We start from the raw sequence: 18,409 nt of genomic DNA, 5'->3' as shown, positions 1-18,409 counted from the left end.
GCATCGATGAATCACTCATGACCTCGGTGTACTCTTGACGCGAATACGCGGCATGAGAGCATCCGAATGGAACTCATGGCCGTGTGCCATGACACTGGAACTGGTGCGTTTCGTATGTACCGAAACTGGGCGCCGATAATCGATTCTTCGGAGGTAGAAATGCGCATTGAACTCGACCAACCACGCTGTGAAGGTCATGGACTCTGTGAAGAGGTAGCCCCTGATCTGGTCCACCTCGATGACGAAGGCGAACTGATCATCGATGTCGCAGAGATCGAGGTCGGAACCGATGCGGAACAGCATGCTCACGAGGCAGTTCGCATCTGCCCGGTGACTGCACTGTCGCTCAGGTGAGATTCACACACTGATACTCGAGGGACCGAGCAGAGGGGAATGCACGTGGACCGCAATTATGAGAATATCGTGATCGTCGGCTACGGCATCGCGGGGATGACAGCGGCAGATACACTCCGCTCTCACGGGTATCAGGGCCGGCTGGCCATCGTTGGCGGGGAGCCGCATGAACCGTATTCGCGGCCCGCTCTGTCCAAGGCCATGCTGGCCGACGTCGGCACGATCGAGCCGCAGTATCTGCCGGCGTCCGACCACGGTGCGAGAGTGCTCCTGGGCAACCGTGCTGTGGCACTGGATGTGAAGCGGAGCTCGATCACGCTCGACAACGGTGAGCACATCGACTTCGACGGACTCGTCATTGCCAGCGGCTCCAGTGCCAAGCGGTTCACCGATCATCCCCGCGAATTCTCGGTTCGCAGCCATGACGATGCGCTCCGACTGCGAACGCGCCTGCACGACCAGCCGAATGTGGTGATTCTGGGCGGGGGCCCGCTCGGAATGGAGATCGCCTCCGCGGCCCGGAATATCGGCTGTGCCGTAACGCTGGTGCACCAAGGAACTCCTATGGCCAGCCATCTTGGCCCCTATCTGGGCAGCCGGTGCAGCGAGGCCGCCCGTGCTCACGGTGTTGAGCTCATCGATGGAAGGGTCGCCGAGGTCTGCGCCCCCGATTCTGCTGACGGACCGATCACGATTTGCCTCGACAGCGGACAGGAGGTCGGTGGGGATGTCATCGTCTCTACGATCGGTGACGCTCCCGAAGGGGATTGGCTTGCCGACTCCGGCTTGTTGACCGATGGGCGACTCAAAGTGGACACTCGTGGGCGAGTGAATGAGCACATAGTGGCAGCCGGTGATATCGCGTGGCTGCCGACTGCAGACAGTCACGAACGACAGCCCCTGTGGACGGCCGCGATTGAACAGGCGAAAACCGCAAGCCTTGCTCTGCTCGTCGGTGATGAAGCCCCACCGCTGGACTTTCAATCGTACTTTTGGACCGAACAGTTCGGACTCACCATCCGCGTCTCCGGCGACTTCCCCGTTCATGGCGAACCCGAAGTCGTCGCTCGCGGACAGAAGGCCAATCCAGACGCGCTCCTGCTGCGCTGGAGTGGTGACGCGCAGTCGGCCGCCGCCGTCGGTTATCGAATAGCTATCCCGAAGTTGCGCAGAGTCGCAACCGGAGACTTCCTGCCGTCCTGAGCGGTTCCGACCATGACCAGGTCGAGCCTGCCGAAGCGGACCAGATCCATCCGGCGCCGCCATCTGATGAGGGTGGCAGTTCCCTACCTGCCCAACTGCGATAGCGCAGCGACGACCTGTGCCTTCGTGGCGATTTCGAGCGTCGGATCGATGACGGGAGCGAACTGCGTTGAGTGATTGGCCGGGATGTCCGTGTTCACGGTTCCCGCTTCGGCTGCCTTCTTGTATTTGACCGCATCGCTGGATCCGATCATCCAGTATGCGTAGGGAATCTCGAAGGCATCGGGGATCTCGCTGAAGTCCTCCGAGGCTGTGGCGGGATTGGCCGGTTGGACGACTCCGTCATCGAAGTAGTCTTCGAATGCCTTGGTGACCGCCTCGTTCGCGTCTTCATCGTTGTCGGTCAGCGGGAACTGGTCGTAATACTCGAAGCTCGGTTCCTTCTGGGATCCTGCGGCCTGGCACTCGCCCTTGACGATGCGTTCGATCGAGGCGATGATCCGGTCGCGGACTCCCATGTCATAGGTGCGCAGGTTGAGCAGAAGCTCCGCTCGATCAGGGATGATGTTGGACCTGGATCCCGAATTCGAGGCGCCGACCGTGACGACGGCGAACTCACCGGGTTCGACCTCACGGGAGACGATGGTCTGCAGACGCAAGACGATCGTGGCGGCGAGGACCACGGGGTCCACCGTCAGGTGCGGCATCGATCCGTGTGCTCCACGACCGTGCACGGTGATCTTCACGGAATCTCCAGCTGAGAGCACTGGGCCTGCCTTTGTGCTGACCGTTCCCGTAGGCAGCGGCATGACGTGCTGAGCGTAGGCGACATCGGGTGTGGGGATCTTCGAAGTGAGGCCGTCCTCGAGGTTCTCATTCAGCAGACGGACTGCGCCCAGCAGTGCGGTGATGTGCATATCGTGTCCGCAAGCGTGCATGACTCCATCGACGGTGGAGGAGTAGTCCAAGCCGGTGTCCTCGCTCACCGGGAGGGCGTCGATGTCGGCCCGGGCGAGGACTGTCGGGCCCTGACCGTTCTCGATGACAGCGACGAGGCCCGTCTTCGAGATGTGTTTGGACTCCAGACCGAGGTCCTTGAGCTCGGATTCGATTCGCTCAGAAGTCTTGTGCTCCTCGAGGCCGAGTTCGGGCTGGCGGTGGAAATCCTTGTAGAGGCCACGCTGCCAATCCAGCTGAGAATCGATGGTGTCCAGGAAATCGGGCCTCGCCATCACTTCTCCTCGAGTTCGAGTGTGAACGGGAACGACCCGTCGTCAGTTTTCAACGGCAGCAGGGGAGGAGAGGAGCCCAAGGCCTATAAGGTCGTCTCGCAGCTGCCGGGCATCGGTGAAGAGCAGGCCGATGAAGCCGAGCTGTTCGGCGGCACCGATGTTCGCCGGCAGGTCATCGACGAAGACCGTCTGTTCGGGGACTAGGTCGAAGCGTCGGCTCAGGAGGTGGAAGATCTCAGGGGCGGGTTTGATCAGCTTCTCCCGTCCCGAGACCACGATATCTTCGAGCTCATTGATCGCCGGCGCGACCTTCGGCGCATGGTGGAAGGTCTCTGCCGACCAGTTCGAGAGACCCAGCAGTCTGACTTCTGAGGCCTTGAGCTCGGCGACGAGCTCGGTCATTCCCTGAATCGGTCCCGTCAGGGACAGGTCGAAGCGATCATAGTAGGCGGCGACGATCTCACCGTGACGCGAATCGGATTCAGCCGCCCGTGCGATCACCTCTGTGATCGGCACCCCGCGATCAGCCAGCGTATTCAGCATGCCGAAGTCCGCCTCGGCGGCAAAATCATTCCACTCCTCCCTGGTCATCCGATCGGCAAGAGGCCCGGTCTGATCCCAACCTATGAGGACGTTGCCTAAGTCGAAGACGACGGTGGTCGGGCGCAGGTCGGTCGGACGAGTCATCGTGGCATCACCTGTTCTGTGTGGGGACCTCGAGGATTCCAACGCTACTCTCGGAGAGCCGCGCCCGCATATGATGCAGATGTTCGGCGAGGGCTCGTCGATCCTCCGTTCATTGCCCCCGTACGGCGAGCATCATTCTCATGACCTCCAGCTCATTACCCCCAGAGCAGGCTTTGGAATGGCATGTGTATGACATATCATTGAGTACTCAATGAGTTAACAATGAAAGGTTGTTCTTCGTGCTGGAGCTGTGCATGCGTCTTGTCCGGGCCGATACTGAGATCCGGCGAAAGCTTGAGGTCCAAGGCCTCTCCCTCAATGATCTGACAGTTCTGCAGAGCCTATGCTCTGCGCCGGGTCGACGACTGCGCCGAGTCGAATTGGCAGAGAGCCTGGGAATCACTCCATCTGGAATCGCCCGCTTGGTCGCACCGCTGGAAAAGCTCGGATATCTGTCACGGGACTCCGACCCGCACGATGCGAGGGTCTCACTCGTCTGCCTGACCGAGGTCGGTGCCGCGCTCTATCACGATGCCGTCAAGGTCGCCGAGGAGAAGGCCACCACCCTTCTGGGCGACGTCTTCGATTCCGCAGAGCAGGAACAGCTGACTAAGCTGCTGGGGCGTCTGGCGCCGTCATTCGCTCGGCGGCCAGTGTCGGGTGAGAACTGATGTCGGCGGACGTTCCCACTCGAAACCGGCGCTGCGTCCTGATGAAGAGGCCGCAAGGCGAGTCGCTTGCCTCCTGCTTCGACATACAGGAGGAGCAGCTGAGCCCTCTGCAGCCGGGTGAGGCGCGAGTACGAGTCGAGTGGCTGAGCATCGATCCGACTCAGCGCGGGTGGCTCAACCCTGGAGCGAACTACCGAGCACCTGTCGAGATCGGCGCGGTGATGAGGGGAGCAGGTGTCGGCACCATCGTGGAATCGAATGATGTGGCGCTTCCTGTAGGTGCCCAGGTGTACGGCGAGCTGGGGTGGCAGTCGTATGCGACGGCTTCCGGGCAGGGACTCTTCGGAGTCAATGTCGTTCCCGACGGAATCGAGCCCCGCCACATGCTCAGTATCTTCGGCACCAACGGTCTGACGGCCTACTTCGGAATGATGGAAATCGGGCGGCCTTCTCCTGGAGAGACAGTGGTGGTGTCTGCAGCGGCTGGTGCCACTGGTTCGATTGCGAGCCAAATCGCTCGATCCCTCGGGTGTCACACCATCGGGATCGCCGGCGGGCAGGAGAAATGCGACTGGGTGCGCGAGGCGGCGGGATTGGACGCGTGCATCGACTACCGGTCGGACAGCGTCACGGAGCAGCTCAGGAATCTGGCCCCGGACGGCATTGACATCTATTTCGACAATGTCGGAGGCGAGCTGCTCGAGACCGCCATCGACAACCTCGCCGACCATGGCCGGATCGTGCTCTGCGGAGCAGTGGCCACAGGCTATGAGGGTGATCTGCCGACTGCCGGAATCCGCAACTACATGCAGCTTGGTCTGCGTCGAGCGAGGATGGAAGGCTTCGTCTTCTTCGACTACCTCAACAGATTCCCTGAGGCCTTGGCGCATCTGTCTGGAATGTTCGGTCGTGGCGAATTGGCCATCGCCGACACGATTGCCGAGGGTCTGGAGGCTGCGCCGGGAGCCCTGGACGGACTGTTCGCCGGTGCCAATCTGGGGAAGCAGCTCGTGCGCCTGTGAGTGTGTAGGGGTGCGGACCGATGGGTAGGCGCTTGGTGCCTGGCGTCGACACCGCTGAGAGCCTGCGGACGCCGAAAAGCGTGTGACCGCATTCGGAGCAAGTGAAAACACAAACTCCAAACGCGAACACACGCTTTTGGTGTAACTCAGTGCAACTGCGTTCCCGGCAGGTGCTCGCTATTGACGAATCAATCGCGATCCGGCCGGGACCGGAAAGTTACGGAAGTCTCAGAGGGGACGAACGCTTGTGGCCTGAAGGCCCTTGGAGCCCATTTCCGAGTCGAATTCAACATTCTGGCCCTCGGCGAGCTCACGGTAGCCGGTCGATTCGATCGCGGAGAAGTGAGTGAAGACGTCTGCTGAACCATCGTCAGGCTGGATGAATCCGAAACCTTTTTCCGAGTTGAACCATTTCACGGTACCTGTAGCCATAATCTTTGTATCCTTATTTTAAACTGGTGACCGCCGGAGCGGTCTGGATGGTCGGACCCTTTGAGGGCCCGGCTGTTCACATTGTCAGAGACCTGAACTGAACGACATTGCCGATCAGCTGATCGTCTGAAGATGTGACTTCCTGTCGGATGATCTGCGCATTGAACGCAGGCCCGGCAGAAAAATGTGGAGAAACCGAAGTTCCGAGATTCGTGCTGAAGTGAAGAATCCTCATCTCAGGCGAAAGCGGGAAGTGCGGTCTCGGTAGGGCACTCGAAGGTGCTGGACGGAAGCCGAAGAACGGCTGGATTGAAAAGTCAGAAAGTTAGAGAGGCGCGGATGGTAGACACGCGCCAACAGGCAACAGCACGGTGCCAAGCGAATCTACCTACGCTCGCGGCACCGCACGTTCCGCACTGTTTCGTACGGGAACAATTCAACTCTAACAGAATGTATCGCCCATCGGTGACAGAAAGTTCAGAGAAATTATGTTTAGGATTGTATGCAATCCATCGCCGATCGCGAATTGAAGTTCTATGCCGTATTCCGAAGTCGGTCCACGACGCCAGCGCCGCCTTGCCATGAAGTACCGACGTCGCCGCACCATCGTCGCCATCCTCGCGGTCCTCGTCATCGGAGTCCCGGTCACGATCGTCGCCGTTGTCCACAACCTCAAGGGGAACATCACCTCCTCGGCCCTGCGCGCAGGGGACGGTGAGGCACCCGAGAAGATCACGGATGAGCTGAACGTCCTCATCCTCGGCTCCGATACCAGGGCGCTGGACACGAATGATTACGGCTTAGGCGATGGTGCGCGCAGTGACGCGATGATTCTCGCCCATGTCTCCGATGACTCCTCTCGTATCGATGCCGTCCAGATTCCGCGAGACACGATGATGGACATGCCTGCCTGCGACGACACCGGGTCCGGTGCTTCGCCGGCTCAGCGCGGAATGATCAATTCGGCACTCAACCAGGGTCCTGCATGCTCGGTCTCTGCGGCCGAAGAGCTCACGGGAGTTCGCGTCGACCACTTCGTCGAAGTCAACTTCGACGGCTTCGCCACCATCGTCGACGCACTGGATGGGATCACTGTTGATCTCGACGAACCGCTGCACGACGACAAGGCGAACCTCGACCTGCCCGCAGGGGAGCAGACCCTGGGCGGCACGGATGCTCTCGCCCTGGCGCGGACCCGGCACGCCGTCGGAGATGGCAGCGACATCTCGCGCATGGGCAATCAGCAGATGGTCATGGACTCCATCATCGACAGAGCCAAGAGCTCCCACACATTGTCGAGGCCCGACCGGCTCTACAGTTTCCTTGACGCGGTCACCTCTTCGCTGCGCGTCGATGACGGCCTCGATTCGGTCTCCTCCCTCGCCTCGCTGGCCGCGACCGTGTCTTCAGTGCCCAAGGACTCGATCACCTTTGCGATCATGCCGTGGCAGCCGGCACCGGACAATGAGAACCGCGTCGTGAAATCATCTGCCGCCGATGCTGTCTTCTCTGCTATCTCCGCAGATGCGCCGATCGTCGACCTCGTGGACTGAGCTTCGTGAGGTCGGGCCCACACGCGATTTCGGCGAGCCGAGGTCACTGGTGTGCCTCGTGAACGCGCCGCGGGCCGCGCTGCTGTCCAGACTGCGAAAGTGTCCAGACAGTGTTCATAGTCGGCGTTTAGACTGCCCGAATGTCTACGATCGAAATCACCAAAGACAACTTCGAGTCAACAATCACCGACAGCTCGATCCTTCTTCTCGACTTCTGGGCCGACTGGTGCGGCCCCTGCAAGCAGTTCGCCCCCGTGTACGAAGAGGCCTCCGAACAGTACTCGGACGTGGTCTTCGGAAAGGTCGACACCGAGGCGCAGCAGGAACTCGCGGGACTCTTCGCGATCTCCTCCATCCCGACCCTCGTCGCCTTCCGTGAGGGCATCGTCGTCTTCGCTCAGCCAGGTGCGCTCGCCGCACCTCAGCTCGAACAGGTCATCACCGCGGTCAAAGAACTCGACATGAACGAGGTCCGCGAGGAACTGGCCAAGCAGGAAGCCGGCGTCGAGGCAGCCGAAGGCTCGGACGACACCGTGCAATCCGAGGCCACCGAGGTGTCTCCCGAACCGGGAACGAAGCAGTGACCGAACCCCAACAGGTCGCAACGACGGGAGTCCCAGACTCCGTCGCGGCCTGGGAAGAGCGATATGCCGGCAGCGATCCGATCTGGTCGGGCAACCCGAACGAGGCGCTCGTCGCCGCAGTCGACAGCCTCACCCCCGGCCGCGTCCTCGACGTCGGCTGCGGTGAGGGCGCTGACGCCATCTGGTTGGCAGAACACGGTTGGGATGCCACCGGAATCGACCTGTCGCAGACTGCCGTCGACCGGGCCGCGGAAGCAGCCGCAGCGAAGGGTGCCACCGTCTCCTTCGAGGTCGCTGACGTCTCCACCTGGGATCCCTCGGGTGCGAATTTTGACGAAGAGCACCCTCGCCGAGGCGGCTATGACCTTGTCATCGGCTGCTTCCTCCACACCCGGTTGCCCGACACTCGTGAGGAGCTCGTCGGAAAGGTCGCCGAGCACGTCGCGCCCGATGGCCGACTGCTGCTCATCTCCCACGCCGAAATGCCTCCGTGGGCGGAGAACCTTGACGAGGAACTTGGCCACGGCCTCGGTCATCATCATGAACCGGTGACCCCGAACGGCGATTTCGCCTTGCTCATCGGCGGCAGCCCCGTCCGCTGGGAGATCGAACTCGCCGAACTGCGCACCCGTGAGGTCGAAGGCCCCGACGGTCAGCCCGCCGAGCTCGACGACAGTGTGCTCCTGGCACACAGGATCACCGACTGAGGACCACCTCGGCGAATGAGATCACCGCTTCTCACCTCGTGAAACACTGCGAGTGATCGTGGGCGATTTGGTCACCATCGGCCACCGAGAAGGGCTAGGATTGAGCCATGGCTCGGTTCAGTCCTCTCGAGTGGCCGGTGATCCGGCAGCTGCGATCCTCCGATGCGTCGGGGCGCGGCGAATCAGTGGTGTCCCGAAAGACGCGCGACACCACCTCACGCAATGCCACCGCGGACAAGGTTGTGCAGTCGGTCTGCCCGTACTGCGCCGTCGGCTGTGGTCAGAAGGTCTTCGTCAAGGATGACAAGGTCATCCAGATCGAAGGCGACCCGGACTCACCCATCTCCCGCGGACGCCTCTGCCCCAAGGGCGCGGCCAGCGAACAGCTGGTCAACGCCAACGGACGCATCACCGACGTCCTCTACCGAGCACCACGAGCCAAGGACTGGCAGAAGCTCGATCTCGGCACCGCCATCGACATGGTCGCCGACCGCTTCATCGAAGCCCGCCGCAATCACTGGGAGGACTTCGACGACAAGGGCCACCCTCTGCGTCGCACGATGGGGATCGCCAGCCTCGGCGGGGCGACCATCGACAACGAGGAGAACTACCTCGCGAAGAAGCTCTACACGGCGGCGGGCGCGATACAGATCGAGAACCAGGCGCGTATTTGACACTCCGCCACGGTTCCCAGTTTGGGAACCTCGTTTGGGCGAGGCGGCGCCACACAACCCGTCCAGGATATGGCGAATGCCGACTGCATCATCATCCAGGGATCCAATATGGCCGAGTGCCATCCAGTGGGCTTCCAATGGGTGACCGAGGCCAAGGCCCGGGGTGCACGCGTCATCCACGTCGATCCTCGTTTCACGCGCACCACCGCGATTGCCGACAAGCACGTCCCGATCCGGGCCGGCTCCGACATCGTCCTGCTCGGTGCGCTCATCAACCGTGTCCTGACCGAGGGTCTGCACTTCGACGAGTACGTGCGTGCGTACACGAACGCCGCGAACCTCATCAGCGAGAACTATCAGGACACGGAGGACCTGGACGGTCTGTTCTCCGGATTCGACCCGGACACGAACTCCTACGACAACTCGACCTGGTCCTACCAGACCGACGAAGCAGGTCGTGCGGTCAGGGATGAGAGCCTGAGCAACCCCAGGTCGGTGTTCCAGATTCTCAAGCGTCACTACTCCCGGTACACGCCCGAGATGGTGGCCGAGAACTGCGGGATCAAACCCGCCGACTTCGAGTATCTGGTCGAGTCCGTGACCCAGAACTCCGGGCGCGAACGTACGACCTGCTTCGCCTATGCGGTGGGCTGGACCCAGCACTCCCTGGGCGCGCAGTTCATCCGCACCGCCTCGATCCTCCAACTCCTGCTGGGCAATATGGGCCGACCCGGCGGCGGCATCATGGCACTGCGCGGGCACGCCACGATCCAGGGCTCGACCGACATTCCGACCCTGTTCAATCTGCTGCCCGGCTACCTGCCGATGCCCAGCGCCGGAGTTCACGAGACCTTCGACGACTACGTCGCCGCCGTCGGTACCCCGGAGACCCACAAGGGCTATTGGGCCAACGGGCGCAGCTACGCCACCAATCTGCTCAAGGCGTGGTGGGGCGATGCGGCGACGAAGGACAACAACTTCGCCTACGACTATCTGCCGAAGATCAACGGCGCCCACGGCACCTATCAGACCCAGGTCCGCATGCTCAATGACGGTGTCGACGGCTACTTCCTGCTGGGCCAGAACCCGGCCGTGGGATCAGCCAACGGTCGGATGCAGCGCATGGCGATGAGCCACCTGAAGTGGATGGTGGTCCGCGACTTCCGGCTCATCGAGTCCGCCACCTGGTGGAAGGACGGCCCGGAGATCGCCAGCGGTGAGCTCACAACCGAGGACATCGAGACCGAGATGTTCTTCATGCCCGCCGCCAACCACACGGAGAAGGCCGGCACCTTCACGCAGACGCAGCGCCTGGTGCAGTGGCGCCACAAGGCCGTCAACCCGCCCGGCGACGCACAGAGCGAACTCGACTTCTTCTTCGAACTCGGAAAGCGTGTGCGCGAGAAGCTGAAGGACTCCGAGGATCCTCGCGACCGTCCGCTCCTCGACATGACCTGGGACTATCCGGTCGACGACGAGGGCGAGGTCGACCCCGAATCGGTGTTGGCCGAGATCAACGGCTATTACGTCGGCGGAGAGAAGGACGGGCAGCCGCTCGACAACTTCAACCAGATGACCGACGACGGCACCACCGCCGGTGGCTGTTGGATCTACGCGGGCATCTACGCAGGCGGGCAGAACATGGCCGCCCGGCGCAAACCCCGTGCTGATCAGGACGAGACCGCCGCCGAATGGGCATGGGCGTGGCCGGCGAACCGCCGTATCCTCTACAACCGCGCTTCGGCGGCACCGGATGGCACACCGTGGTCGGAGCGGAAGAAATTCGTCTGGTGGGACGAGGACTCCGGCAAGTGGACGGGCAAGGATGTGCCCGACTTCCCGATCGACCGAGCACCCTCGGCCCGATCGGATCAGGCCCATGGCGGTCCTGCCAACCTCGACGGCGATGATCCGTTCATCATGCAGGCCGACGGCAAGGGGTGGCTGTTCGCGCCCAGCGGCATGGTCGACGGACCGATGCCCACACACTACGAGCCGCAGGAATCGACGGTTGACAACCCGCTCTACGATCAGCAGAGCTCACCGACGCGCCTGGTCATGCGCCGTGAGGACAACCTGTCCGCGCCAGGAGCCGGCAATCCCGGTACCGATGTCTACCCCTACGTGTTCACGACCTACCGCCTGACAGAACACCACACCGCCGGTGGCATGTCCCGGTGGCTGCCGTACCTGTCAGAACTGCAGCCCGAGATGTTCTGCGAGATCTCACCGGAGCTTGCCGCCGAGGTGGGTCTTGAGCCTTACGGGTGGGCGACTCTGGTCTCCCCACGGGCTGCCATCGAGGCGCGCGTGCTCGTGACGAAGAGGATGACGCCGCTGACGATCGGCGGGAAGACCATCCACCAGATCGGCCTGCCCTATCACTGGGGTGTGGGCGGGGACGCCACCGTCGAAGGCGACTCCGCGAACGATCTGCTGGGTGTCACGATGGATCCCAACGTGTTCATCCAGAACAGCAAGTACGTGGCCGGAACGATCATGCCGGGCAGGCGCCCGCGCGGTCCCGAACTCGTCGACTTCGTCGAGAAGTACCAACGCGAGGCGGGACTGAGCCCCGAATCAGGCAACCAGCTCGTCACCGTTTCCGATGAGGTGGTCGCCGAGTCCCACGCCGCGGATTCTGAAGCCAGCAAGGGCGGACATCCGCATCGCGGCGGCGACTCTGCCGTCGGTGTCACCCCCGGGCGCACCTTCGGAGACGAAGCGACGGACAGTGGCGAATCGGACGACGCCGAGGCGACCGGTGGTTCGGCACCCGATGACGCTTCCAGCGTCGTTGACAATGCCGACGATCGCTCGGGTCGCGTCGATCTTCGACCCGCCGATTCCATCGACGAGAACAGGACCGAGACCGTGGACGCGAACCGCGCGGACGACGGGGACCCGACCGACGGGGATCCGGACCGCGGCGACATCGGCAAGGATGCTGACAGCGCTGAGAAGGGCAACCTCGGCGAGGGTCCACGTGACTTCAGCGGCCGAAACGACGAGGGCGCTGACACGACAAGCGTGGACAATAGAGGACACGAGGAGGAGGACTGATGTCGACAACGACTGTCGAGGACGATGCTGTTGCTGACGGACACTGGCACGGTTCCGCGCACGAGCGCAAAGGGTTCTTCACCGATACGTCGATCTGCATAGGCTGCAAGGCCTGCGAGGTCGCCTGCAAGGAGTGGAACAACAACCCGCAGGACGGGACATTCGAACTCCTCGGCTCCTCGTACGACAACACGGGCAGCCTCGGCGCCAACACGTGGCGACACGTCGCCTTCATCGAACAGGACTCCGATCGGATCGAAGCCGCCCGTGAGTCCGGACGGAAACTCGTCAACCTCGGCATGCCGACGATCCGTCCCCGTTCGAACGAGTCCGCGGGTGCCAAGCCTTTGGGCGGAGCACTCGGTGCCGCAGAGTCCGGGTCGAATGGGGCCGGAGCGTCGGGTGGCGGTCTGCCGTCGACACCGCCGATGGGCATCGACCTGCTGGCACCCGGAGCCCTGAACCCGAGCGACCCGGAGGACATCGCCAAACTCGACACCACGCCGCCGGACACCGCGGATTTCCGCTGGCTGATGTCCTCGGACGTGTGCAAGCACTGCACCCACGCCGGCTGTCTTGACGTGTGCCCCACGGGAGCACTCTTTCGCACGGAATTCGACACCGTCGTCGTGCAGAACGATGTCTGCAACGGCTGCGGCACCTGCGTGGCCGGCTGCCCCTTCGGTGTCATCGAACGCCGTGATGACGGCACGATCAACACGCCCACCGACCGCGACGACCGCAAGGCCGCGGATATGGACGTGCCGAACAAGAACACGGCCAACAAGTGCACGCTCTGCTACGACCGCCTCGTCGAGGGTGACACTCCAGCCTGTGCGCAGACCTGCCCGACCGAGTCGATCAAGTTCGGCGACCACGACGACATGGTCGACAAAGCCCACACCCGCGTCGCCGACCTCCACGCGAAGGGCATGACCGAGGCCCGTCTCTACGGCGCCAACCCGAACGACGGCGTCGGCGGAACCGGATCTGTCTTCCTCATCCTCGACGAGCCGGAGGTCTACGGTCTTCCCCCGGATCCGCGGGTGCCGACGAAGGACCTGCCCCAGATGTATGCCAAGGCAGGCATGGCCGCACTCGGCATGGTCGCTGCCGCCGGACTCGCGTTTCTCGGGAGCCGGCGTTGAGCACATCCGAATACGATTCCTACCGCCCACCTGAGCTCGATCGCTCACGGAAGAAGCGTCGCCGAGGTGGTCGTCCCGGTGGCGGCTCCGGTGGACCTGATGGTTCTGGCCGTGGCGGTGGTCAGGGTTGGAAGAACCGTGGGGCCGACGGCAACCGTGAGATGCCGATGGTCGAGGATGTCGAATTCTCCTCCTACTACGGACGTGCCATCGTCAAGGCTCCACCATGGGGCGATGAGATCGCGCTCTACCTGTTTCTCGGCGGCCTAGCCGGCGGCTCGAGCCTCTTGGGCCTCGGCGCCCAGTTCAGCGACCGCCCGGGTCTGCGCATCGCCACCAGGCTCACGGCGATCACCGCAACCGGCGTCGGGGGAGCGGCACTCGTGGCCGACCTCGGCCGCCCCGAACGCTTCCTCAACATGATGCGCGTGTTCAAAGTCAGCTCGCCCATGAGCCTGGGCACCTGGATCCTCTCCGGATTCGGCGTCGGCTCAGGAGTACTTGCCGCGATCGAAGTCGACCGGCTGACCGGTCTGCGGCTTCCGCTGGGTCCGCTGCGTCGTGTTCTCCATGCTTTCGAGACTCCTGCCGCGCTCGAGTCGGCACTCTTCGCCACTCCTCTGGCCGCGTACACCGGAGCACTCCTCGGTGACACCGCGGTCCCCACTTGGAACGCTGCTGGCCGCAACGGTCTCTCCTACGTCTTCGTGTCCTCGGCCGCAGTGGCTGCCGGAGGCACCGCGATGGCTCTGGCTCCCGTGCGGGAGACCGGACCGGCGCGCCTGCTCGCTCTGGTCGGTGCCGCCGGAGAGGCGATCACGATGGATCGGATGAAGAAGGGCATGCACCCCGCCGAGGTGGATCCTCTCGAAGAGGGCGAACCCGGCCACAAGCTCCACCGGGCGGAGAAGCTGCTCATCGCCGGTGCAATCGGAACAGCCGCCGCCGAGGTGGGGGCCAGGGTGTTTGCAAAGAAGCTGGGGAAGGGTGCGGGGTGGAAGACTCGAGCTGCACTACGTACCGTCTCAGCGGTCAGCGGTGCGGCACTTGCAGCCGCCTCGGCGTACACGCGATTCGGGGTCCTCGAAGCCGGCATCGAGTCCACGAAGGATCCGCGCCACGTGGTCGAACCGCAGCGCGCTCGCCTCGAAGAACGCCGCGCCCGCGGAATCACAGGCGACTCGATCACGACCGGGGTGTAGGTCTCGACGGTCGAGGTAGGTTGTGGCAGATTTTTGAGCAGCAGACCGCCCACTAAGTAGGGCGAGAAGACTATGGAGGACGCACTGAGGGAGCTGCCCAAGGACCGACGCAGCCTGTGATCAGGCGCGGTGACGGACTCAGCGCACGTGGACACCAGACCCGAGGGTGAGGCGTTCGAAACGAACCTCATGGCTGAGCACAGGGATGCCTACTTCTTCTCAGGGTCATGGGGCCAGACCTGCTCTCCATCGACCAGGGTTCTCAGCACTGCAGATTCGAGCAGCTTATCGGTGCCGTCATTGAAGGGGTTGGCGTCGAGTACGACCAAGTTCGCACGACCCCCGGGAACGATCGCTCCGATGCCATCGTCGAATCCGCCGGCGTCGGCCGCATGCTGAGTCAGCCCCGCGAGGGCTTGCCCAGGCGTGAATGCTCTCTCCACGTGATAGGTCTCCGGCCCCGGCATGAGTGCGGAGCGAGTGGTCAGTGCGATGAAGAGGTTGTGCGCCGTTTGGTGAGGAGCTGTTGGGGCATCAGTTCCGAGCGCGATTCTCACCCCTGCATCACGGAACTTCTGCCAGGGGAAGCCTGCTTCCGCACGCTCATCGCCCAACATCTCCATCCAGTTGCCCATGATCATCGGATCGCAGTGGACGGGTTGCATCGATGCGAAGACACCCAATGCTGCTGCACGCTTGATCGTCGCATCAGTCACCGACTCAAGGTGCTCGATCCGTGGTGCCCGGCGCTTGGGGCCATTTCGTTCAATGCACTTTTCGACGATGTCGACGGCAATCTCACTCGCGTGGTCACCGATCGCATGCATTGCCAACTGCAGCCCGTGGGCGTCTGCGGCCACGGCGATCGGCCCCGCTGTCTCGAGCGACCAGATCGGTTCCGGATCCGAACCATTGGCGTACGGACTTCGCATGGCAGCGGTGCAAGCATCGATGACGCCATCCAAGATGAACTTGACCCCGACGATCCGGAACCAATCTGCACCCTGCCACTGAGCGGCCAGATCCCTGACTTCGATCGCTCGGTCAAGGCTCTTCAGGTCCTCTGCATGATCTCCGGTCGGTCGGAGCAGCCAGTAAGCGGTGACAGGGAATGGCAGCCTGCCATCACGTTCCAGCCGACGGTGGAATGTGGCGAGATCGGCCTCGTTCAAACCCATATCGCTGGCAGCGGTCACCCCATTCTGCAGGTAGACCTGGAATGCATTGTCGAGGAACCGGTCGCGGTCATCATCGGTCGCGATCTCATCGAGATAGGTCCAGGCGTATTCCACCGCTGCGTTCTCAAGGAGAAACCCTGTAGCTTCACCATCACTCCCGCGTACGATCTCCCCTCCTGGAGGGTTCGGAGTCGCCGCATCGATGCCCATGGCATTCAGCGCGGCGGTGTTCACCCACGATGAGTGCACGTCATTGGAATCGAGAAGTACCGGAATATCGGGGATCGCTGCGTCGAGCATTGCTGCCAGCGGAATACCACCGGGCAACGCGGCGAACATCCACCCGGCGCCCAAGAGGAACTTGGCGTTGGGCGCGCGCCTTCGAGCTTGGAGGAGTCTGTCTGTGATCTCGTCAAGGTTCGAGCAGTCGCGTAGCTGAACCTTGTCCACAGCCCGTCCCAACATGGTCATGTGAGTATGAGCCTCGACGAATCCGGGCGCGAGCAGTGCCCCGTTGAGGTCAACAGACTGCGCCCCCGGGCCGACGACGGATCTGACTGTCTCTGCATCGCCGGTCGCGATAATGCGGCCGGAGCTGACAGCTACCGCCTCGTGAAGCGGTTCATGCTCGCGACCGGAGAAGACCGTGGCATTTGTGAAGATGGTGGTCATGACTCCCCTTCGAGGGTGTGCGGCAGGGCTACTGAGATACCTGGGCAGGATCTAGGTGGTTGAGAGCCTTCTCGACTTTCGTCGACTCGTGGGCAATGAGCATGGTCGGAACGACGAGTACGAAGCTGACGATTCCGACGATGAGTCCGAACGCCGGTATGCCGACTCCGTCGATGAGCCAGGCGCCGATGATCGGAGCGAAACTCGATCCGACGATGTATGCGCCGATGAGAGGACCTGACCAGGTCCCGCGAGCATCGAGTCCAGCGGCGGTCGCGATGAAGAGAACGAAGGTGAAGGCGTAGATCGTATTGACGACGACGATGAGCACTGCGAGGGTCGTCGGGTCGTCAGTCACGCCGATCCAGATCTTGGCAGCACCACCGAGGACGAGGGCGATGGCAAGGGGAACGGCCCGGCCGATCCGCCTGCCGAACACGGTCACGACGAGCATGGCAGCGGCTCCCACACCGGCGGCCGCGCTGAGGGCGAATCCGAGTGCTTGCTCGCCCATGCCGACAGCTTCGCCGAGAACTGGCGCCAGCGTCCATACTGCGTCTTCGCTCGTGCCCCACAGAGGAAAGACGAGGAGCACCGCAAATCCCGCGAACTTGATGCGACCAGGTATCGCGGTCGTCGCCATCTCGGCAGGCAAGGCGGTGCCGACATCGGACGGAGCGAACTCAGGAGTACTGGGCAACCAGAGCGTCACGACGAGGCTGAGGAGCGACAGCAGTGCGAGGGCTCCGAATACGGTGACCTGCGCCAAGCCGATCAGGGGAATGACTGCAAGCACAACCATGACGAGAAGGCGGTTGACGACGCCGCTCGTCGCGCTGACCCGATTGGGATTCCTCAATGCGGCAATGGCTGCGCCCGAGGTAGAGATCGCGGTACCCACGCCTGCCCCACCGATGACGAAGCCAGCGACGACGAAGTTGGGTGACGAGAGAAGAGCCGCCGATGAGAATCCGAGCACCGCGACGATGAGACCCGACGCGGCGAGCATTCGACGTCGTGATCCTGCTGCGAGTCGTGAGGTTCCCAAGCCGACGATGGCAGATGCGAAGAGCGTCCACGTCAGTATGTTGCCGGAGGCCACGACGTCGAATCCGATCTCTTCAAGCACCGACATGATGAGTGGAGCAAGGTTGGCCATCATGAGTCCAGCCAGCGACACCAGGAACACGGCGGTGCCGTTGCGCAGCTGTAAGGGAACTCTCGGGTCCTCGACTTCAGCTGCGGACGATATCTGTGCAGAACTCATGTGGACGGCCCCTTTACCGTGGAGTGAAGCTCACCAGTTAATCGAAATGTTTTCGGTTAACTAGAATAGTGCACGTAGGATGAGAACTTGTCAATCGCGTTTCATCGTCGTTCAACCTGGAGTGGGCAGTAAATGGCACGACCAAGTTCACCGATTCTCAGCCGTGAGAAGATCGCGCTTGCAGCAATCGAGATGATCGACCAGGGCGACGAACTCAAGATCCAACCGCTGGCTAAGAAGCTCGGAGTCAGCCTCTCATCGCTCTACCATCATGTGGACGGTCGCGACGGCATCGTTCATGCGATGCGAGAGGTGTTGAGCAGCAGGTACGAATTCGATGCACCCACCGGACTGGGGTGGAGGGACACGCTCAAAGCCGGCGTTCATGCACTGTGGCGGCTGTATTCTGACCACCCTCGAGTCATGATCCATCTCCTCGGCGTCACCGTAGACGAACCCGCAACCTTAGCTCTCTACGAATCGCTGATCACGACGCTCAAACGCGCAGGAGTCCCACGCGACGAGCTCCTGACCACTGTCGAAGTGCTCGATGCGTTTGCCTTCGGTGCAGCACTCGACGCACTGTCGCCGACGCGGATCTTCTCCCCAGGCGATTCACGTTCCGAGATGGGTGCGCTCCTCGACGAGCATTCAAGTGGAAGCGCACGCAATCAGCTGCTCTACGAAAAGGGCATCGACATAATCCTCACCGGTATTGCGGCGCGCGTACCGTCGAAGTGATCCGTGCTGACAATCGGAC

Annotated in this window: 15 protein-coding genes and 1 pseudogene; 11 read left to right on the top strand and 5 right to left on the bottom strand. The window is 62.4% G+C overall.

Annotated features, from left to right (window positions below; genetic code table 11):
* Positions 1–159 precede the first annotated feature (159 nt).
* The gene (locus JTF07_RS16355) at positions 160–354 is read left to right on the top strand and encodes a ferredoxin (RefSeq protein ID WP_204235286.1); all 195 of its coding nucleotides are present in this window, start codon (positions 160–162) and stop codon (positions 352–354) included.
* 45 nt (positions 355–399) lie between these two features.
* Positions 400–1,557, top strand: a complete 1,158-nt coding sequence (locus JTF07_RS16350) for an NAD(P)/FAD-dependent oxidoreductase (protein ID WP_204235285.1) — start codon at positions 400–402, stop codon at positions 1,555–1,557.
* An 83-nt stretch (positions 1,558–1,640) separates the two neighbouring features.
* Here the strand turns inward: JTF07_RS16350 and JTF07_RS16345 are convergent, their stop codons facing one another.
* Together JTF07_RS16345 and JTF07_RS16340 are read right to left on the bottom strand one after the other, a co-directional pair.
* Entirely contained in the window at positions 1,641–2,789 is a 1,149-nt protein-coding gene (locus JTF07_RS16345) for a M20/M25/M40 family metallo-hydrolase (protein WP_204235284.1), read from the bottom strand.
* Positions 2,790–2,831: 42 nt separating this feature from the next.
* Positions 2,832–3,476, bottom strand: coding sequence for an HAD family hydrolase (locus tag JTF07_RS16340; protein ID WP_204235283.1), 645 nt, complete (start codon positions 3,474–3,476; stop codon positions 2,832–2,834).
* 254 nt (positions 3,477–3,730) lie between these two features.
* Here JTF07_RS16340 and JTF07_RS16335 point away from each other — a divergent pair, with 254 nt between their 5' ends.
* Together JTF07_RS16335 and JTF07_RS16330 are read left to right on the top strand one after the other, a co-directional pair.
* Positions 3,731–4,147, top strand: a complete 417-nt coding sequence (locus tag JTF07_RS16335; protein ID WP_204235282.1) for a MarR family winged helix-turn-helix transcriptional regulator — start codon at positions 3,731–3,733, stop codon at positions 4,145–4,147.
* Positions 4,147–5,169: an NADP-dependent oxidoreductase gene (locus JTF07_RS16330; protein WP_286672975.1), complete on the top strand. Its 1,023-nt coding sequence runs from the start codon at positions 4,147–4,149 to the stop codon at positions 5,167–5,169. The genes JTF07_RS16335 and JTF07_RS16330 overlap by 1 nt, the downstream gene beginning before the upstream one ends.
* A 228-nt stretch (positions 5,170–5,397) precedes the next feature.
* Here the strand turns inward: JTF07_RS16330 and JTF07_RS16325 are convergent, their stop codons facing one another.
* Positions 5,398–5,601: a cold-shock protein gene (locus tag JTF07_RS16325; protein ID WP_009882802.1), complete on the bottom strand. Its 204-nt coding sequence runs from the start codon at positions 5,599–5,601 to the stop codon at positions 5,398–5,400.
* A 536-nt stretch (positions 5,602–6,137) separates the two neighbouring features.
* Here JTF07_RS16325 and JTF07_RS16320 point away from each other — a divergent pair.
* The 6 genes and pseudogenes from JTF07_RS16320 to nrfD all read left to right on the top strand — a co-directional run bounded on the left by JTF07_RS16320 (position 6,138) and on the right by nrfD (position 14,532).
* A complete protein-coding gene (locus tag JTF07_RS16320; RefSeq protein ID WP_204235280.1) occupies positions 6,138–7,154 on the top strand; it encodes an LCP family protein in 1,017 nt (338 codons plus the stop codon).
* A gap of 140 nt (positions 7,155–7,294) precedes the next feature.
* Positions 7,295–7,738 (top strand): thioredoxin family protein, encoded by a 444-nt coding sequence (locus JTF07_RS16315; RefSeq protein WP_204235279.1) that lies wholly within the window; start codon positions 7,295–7,297, stop codon positions 7,736–7,738.
* Positions 7,735–8,445, top strand: coding sequence for a class I SAM-dependent methyltransferase (locus tag JTF07_RS16310; protein ID WP_204235278.1), 711 nt, complete (start codon positions 7,735–7,737; stop codon positions 8,443–8,445). Before JTF07_RS16315 ends, JTF07_RS16310 begins: the two co-directional genes overlap by 4 nt.
* Positions 8,446–8,552: 107 nt before the next feature.
* Positions 8,553–11,714 (top strand): annotated as a pseudogene (gene fdnG, locus JTF07_RS16300) (formate dehydrogenase-N subunit alpha); the annotation flags it as partial.
* 467 nt (positions 11,715–12,181) lie between these two features.
* Complete coding sequence (locus JTF07_RS16295; RefSeq protein ID WP_204235275.1) at positions 12,182–13,330, top strand: 4Fe-4S dicluster domain-containing protein; 1,149 nt, start codon at positions 12,182–12,184, stop codon at positions 13,328–13,330.
* Positions 13,327–14,532: an NrfD/PsrC family molybdoenzyme membrane anchor subunit gene (nrfD, locus tag JTF07_RS16290; protein WP_204235274.1), complete on the top strand. Its 1,206-nt coding sequence runs from the start codon at positions 13,327–13,329 to the stop codon at positions 14,530–14,532. Before JTF07_RS16295 ends, nrfD begins: the two co-directional genes overlap by 4 nt.
* 209 nt (positions 14,533–14,741) lie before the next feature.
* Here the strand turns inward: nrfD and JTF07_RS16285 are convergent, their stop codons facing one another.
* Entirely contained in the window at positions 14,742–16,382 is a 1,641-nt protein-coding gene (locus JTF07_RS16285; RefSeq protein WP_204235273.1) for an amidohydrolase, read from the bottom strand.
* Between the two features lie 28 nt (positions 16,383–16,410).
* Entirely contained in the window at positions 16,411–17,649 is a 1,239-nt protein-coding gene (locus tag JTF07_RS16280) for an MFS transporter (RefSeq protein ID WP_204235272.1), read from the bottom strand.
* A 132-nt stretch (positions 17,650–17,781) separates the two neighbouring features.
* Here JTF07_RS16280 and JTF07_RS16275 point away from each other — a divergent pair, with 132 nt between their 5' ends.
* Entirely contained in the window at positions 17,782–18,390 is a 609-nt protein-coding gene (locus JTF07_RS16275) for a TetR/AcrR family transcriptional regulator (protein ID WP_204235271.1), read from the top strand.
* The last annotated feature ends 19 nt before the right edge of the window (positions 18,391–18,409 follow it).

The sequence above is a fragment of the Brevibacterium sp. RIT 803 genome (assembly GCF_016892625.1).
In the GTDB taxonomy this organism is placed as follows: Bacteria; Actinomycetota; Actinomycetes; order Actinomycetales; family Brevibacteriaceae; genus Brevibacterium.
This window is presented reverse-complemented; position numbering and strand designations above follow the sequence as displayed.

Coding starts and splice junctions, on each gene's coding strand:
- JTF07_RS16355 (WP_204235286.1), top strand. CDS start 160: ATGCGCATTGAACTCGACCAACCACGCTGTGAAGGTCATGGACTCTGT.
- JTF07_RS16345 (WP_204235284.1), bottom strand. CDS start 2,789: ATGGCGAGGCCCGATTTCCTGGACACCATCGATTCTCAGCTGGATTGG.
- JTF07_RS16340 (WP_204235283.1), bottom strand. CDS start 3,476: ATGACTCGTCCGACCGACCTGCGCCCGACCACCGTCGTCTTCGACTTA.
- JTF07_RS16335 (WP_204235282.1), top strand. CDS start 3,731: ATGCGTCTTGTCCGGGCCGATACTGAGATCCGGCGAAAGCTTGAGGTC.
- JTF07_RS16330 (WP_286672975.1), top strand. CDS start 4,147: ATGTCGGCGGACGTTCCCACTCGAAACCGGCGCTGCGTCCTGATGAAG.
- JTF07_RS16325 (WP_009882802.1), bottom strand. CDS start 5,601: ATGGCTACAGGTACCGTGAAATGGTTCAACTCGGAAAAAGGTTTCGGA.
- JTF07_RS16320 (WP_204235280.1), top strand. CDS start 6,138: ATGCCGTATTCCGAAGTCGGTCCACGACGCCAGCGCCGCCTTGCCATG.
- JTF07_RS16315 (WP_204235279.1), top strand. CDS start 7,295: ATGTCTACGATCGAAATCACCAAAGACAACTTCGAGTCAACAATCACC.
- JTF07_RS16295 (WP_204235275.1), top strand. CDS start 12,182: ATGTCGACAACGACTGTCGAGGACGATGCTGTTGCTGACGGACACTGG.
- JTF07_RS16285 (WP_204235273.1), bottom strand. CDS start 16,382: ATGACCACCATCTTCACAAATGCCACGGTCTTCTCCGGTCGCGAGCAT.
- JTF07_RS16280 (WP_204235272.1), bottom strand. CDS start 17,649: ATGAGTTCTGCACAGATATCGTCCGCAGCTGAAGTCGAGGACCCGAGA.
- JTF07_RS16275 (WP_204235271.1), top strand. CDS start 17,782: ATGGCACGACCAAGTTCACCGATTCTCAGCCGTGAGAAGATCGCGCTT.